The following is a 3,251-nucleotide window of genomic DNA, read 5'->3' as shown; positions in this document are numbered from 1 at the left end:
GGGCGAAGGCGGCGAGCAGCGCCGCGCCGCGCAAGGCTCCCGCCGCCCGCCTCACCGCGCGGCTCCGGCCTGATCGCCGTCCGGCGCCTCCTGCGCCTTGGAGCGCGCGTAGGAATCGAGCGCGCGCACGAAGATCGGGTTGAACCGGCCGTCGACCGCGCCGGAATAGTGCTGCTCCCGCGTCAGCCGCTGCTGCAGGGCGCGGATGGTGGCGGGCTTCAGCTTCTGCGCGCCGCCGTCCGTGCCGGAAATGGCGGCGGACCCGGCCTCCCCCGAAGCGAGCGCGCCGAGCAGCAGATCGAGCGACGTCTCGCCGGGGAAGTAGGCCGCGAAGCCGTTGTCGATCAGCGTCGCCATCACCGTCTTGGCGCTGGGGTCGCCCTTGGCGGCCGCCTGACGGAACAGGTCCATGCCCTTCTGGGGCGCCTTGGGAAGGCCGGCGGTGCCCGCGAAGTAATGCGGCACCAGCTTCACGATCGAGGCCACATCGCCGGCCTCGGCCGCGCGCCGATGCCAGGCCACGGCCTCGGTCTCGTTCTTGCGCACGCCGCGGCCGTACTCCGTCATCCGCGCCACGTTGGACATGGCGAGCACGTTTCCGGCCTCCGCCGCGCGCCGATAGAGCGCGTAGGCCTTCGGCAAAGACAGCGCCACGCCCTGCCCGTTCTCGTGCAGCGTCGCCAGATTGTTCATGGCCGCGACGCCGCCCGCCTCCACGGCTTTGGAATAGGCGGCGAAGGCGTCGCGGTAGCGGTCGGCGCGGTCGTAAGCGCGGCCGAGCTGGTAGGCGAAGCGCCGCTCGCCGGGATGGGCCTTGACCGCGGCGGAGCAGGCCGCGATCGCCGCCCGCGCCTCGATCCGCGGCAGGGACACGCCCGTCACGTCCGCGGGCTTGTCGGGATCGTTGGGGGCGGCGGCGAGATCGTCGCACCGGGCCGCGTCCGGATCGCCGGCGGGATCGATCCGGCCGAGATAGCCCTCGGCGAGCGCGCGATAGCCGCAGATCGGCGCGCAGGTCTTCAGGTACTCGTCATAGCGTCCGGCGTCGCTCAGCCGGCGCCAGGCCTCGGCGTCGCGCAGCGACTGGGCGCTGCGGCGGTCCTCAAACAGCCGCGCCATCGCCTCCTGCCGATAGCCGCAGCGCGAACCGCAGGAGCCCACATAGGCTTCGAGCGCCTCCCTCGTGCCGGCGGCGGAGGCAGCGCGCCACGCCGCCTCGTCCCGCGCCGCCGCGACGCTCTCCGCCACCGCCTCCACGGGGGCCGTCGCGGCCAGCACGATCGGCGCGGCGTCGATCTCGGGCTGCTGCTCCCGGCCGGACTCGCGGCGGGCCGCGGCGGAGACCGCGTCGCCCACGTAAGACCGCAGCTCGTCCCAGGAGACGAGGCCGTCCGGGGCCGAACCGGCGGCGCCGTCCGCGAGGCCCGACGCGCCCATCAGCACCCGGCTGGTGAACAGGCCGAGCTTCGCCTGCGGGTCCCAGTTCGCGGGCGTCGCCCCGGAGGTGGCGGCGAGCTTCACCACCCCGTCCGGCGCTTTAGGCTTCGCCGGCGCGAACCCCGGCGCCGACACCGCCAGCAGGGACTCGCCCTTGCGCCCGGTCTCGCCGGTGAAGCAGGCGTCGATCATGACGATCACCTGCCGGTCCGGCCCGACCTTCCGCTTCACCAGGTCGAGGTTGCGGTAGAGCGTCTCCAGACCGTAGCTGCTCTCGGACTGGTTGGGGTCGCCGTCATGGGGCAGCAGGAAGGCCTTGCGGCTCTGGAAATCCGGGATTCCGTGACCGGAAAAGTAGACGAAGACGTTGGAGCGCCCCTCCGCCACGCTGCGCCAGAGACGGCCGGCCTGGGGGTTGCGGTCGGTGCCGAACATCTGGTTCAGCTCGTTCAGCGTGGCGTCCTTGAGCAGGAACACGTTGCTGTCGCGAAAGCCCAGCCGGCCAACGAGGAACTCCCGGATCGCGCCCGCGTCGTTGTGGGCGTAATCGACCGGCGTGGCCTGCCGGTAGTCGCGGTTGCCGACGACGATCGCGATCGAGTCCCCGTTGTCGGTCAGCCCCGCCGGGGCCGCCGCCCCGACGGACACGGCGCATCCCATCCAGAGGGCGAGGACGGCGATCAGCCGGCTCAGCATGGGCGACCCCTTATCATCGATGCTCGTCATCCGGCGCCTCGGCCACCGATCAATGGAGGCGTTCAGGACCGGCGGCGACGGGCGCCACGCCCTTCGCCGGTTCAGAAATAGAGCCCGCGCCCGCAGCGGCGAGCGCGCCTCTGCTCCACATAGCCGGTCGCCCGGTTGAACACCCGGACGGTGCGGTAGATGCAGTACCGGCCGGAGTTGCGGCCGTTGTAGTAGATCTGCCCGTTGTCGAGATCGATCCCGATGAACTGGGCGTCGGCGCGGGCCTGCTCCCGCCCGGCGGCTTGCGCCGGGGCGAGGGCCGCAAGGCTCGCGAGCGTCAGGGCGGCGGCGGCGATCAGGGTCTTCATGGGACGGCTCCTCAGCGCAGGGGCGCGGGACGCCGCGCCTTCCGACAGGGCCGTGGAGCGGCGAGAGCGGTTTTCGCGTGGAAGCCCCGACAGGCGTCGCAAAACCCCCGTCAGGCGTCGGCGCCTTTCGGCGCGAGCCAGCCCGCATAGCGGATCAGCGGGCCGAACACCGGCAAAGCGAGCCGCACGTCGAACCGGTAGCGGCCCCGCTCGTCCGCCCAGGCGGCGGCGGCGCAGCGCGGCCAGAGCGCGCGCGGCAGGGCCACACCGCAGACGCGCGCCCCGGCCGCGGTCATCTCGATCCTTCCGTCGCGGACGACGGGCGCCAGACGGATCGTCACGCAGCCGAACCGCTCCTCGATCCCGCCCGCCGCGTCGGCGGCGAGGCGCGAAGCGAAGCGGCGGCCGTCCACGTTCCGGGTCCAGACCTCCGCCGGCGCAGCCCCCTCCGCCAGCCTGTCGACGGAGACGGTGATCGGCCGGTCCTCGCCAGCCTCGGGCAGGCCGATCAGACGGCGGAGCCCCCGCGCCACGAGGCTCGTCCCCGCCTCGACGCGGACGCGGCCCCGCCAGACCGGACGGGCGTCCGCTCCGTGGAAGGCTTTGAGCGGCGCGGGCAGCGCGGCGAAGGCCGCCTTGCCCAGCATCCGTTCCATGACGGCCGGGCCGTGCGGGCCCCGATCGATCGCGGTCGCGATGGCGTAGGGCGCCATCTCCGCCTCGATCGCCGCGAGCGGCAGCGCGCCGCCGGCGGAGCGG

At 73.4% G+C, this 3,251-nt stretch carries 3 protein-coding genes; all 3 read right to left on the bottom strand.

Translation table 11 applies throughout. The features are described 5' to 3' along the window. Positions 1–51: 51 nt before the first annotated feature. Positions 52–2,163, bottom strand: a complete 2,112-nt coding sequence (locus tag ACFQ4O_RS16345) for a caspase family protein (protein ID WP_378777239.1) — start codon at positions 2,161–2,163, stop codon at positions 52–54. Positions 2,164–2,234: 71 nt separating this feature from the next. After that, positions 2,235–2,492, bottom strand: coding sequence for a hypothetical protein (locus ACFQ4O_RS16340; RefSeq protein ID WP_378777237.1), 258 nt, complete (start codon positions 2,490–2,492; stop codon positions 2,235–2,237). A gap of 110 nt (positions 2,493–2,602) precedes the next feature. Continuing rightward, on the bottom strand, positions 2,603–3,251 hold a 649-nt coding region (locus tag ACFQ4O_RS16335), incomplete at its 5' end, for a DUF4166 domain-containing protein (RefSeq protein ID WP_378777235.1).

The sequence above is a fragment of the Methylopila musalis genome (assembly GCF_042679725.1).
Taxonomy (GTDB): Bacteria; Pseudomonadota; Alphaproteobacteria; order Rhizobiales; family Methylopilaceae; genus Methylopila; species Methylopila musalis.
Note: the sequence above shows the minus strand (reverse complement) of the source record. Positions and strands in the feature narration are given on the sequence as shown.

What these genes read in the sequence shown, in the direction of transcription:
- ACFQ4O_RS16345 (WP_378777239.1), bottom strand. Translation starts at nt 2,163, where the DNA reads ATGACGAGCATCGATGATAAGGGGTCGCCCATGCTGAGCCGGCTGATC.
- ACFQ4O_RS16340 (WP_378777237.1), bottom strand. Translation starts at nt 2,492, where the DNA reads ATGAAGACCCTGATCGCCGCCGCCGCCCTGACGCTCGCGAGCCTTGCG.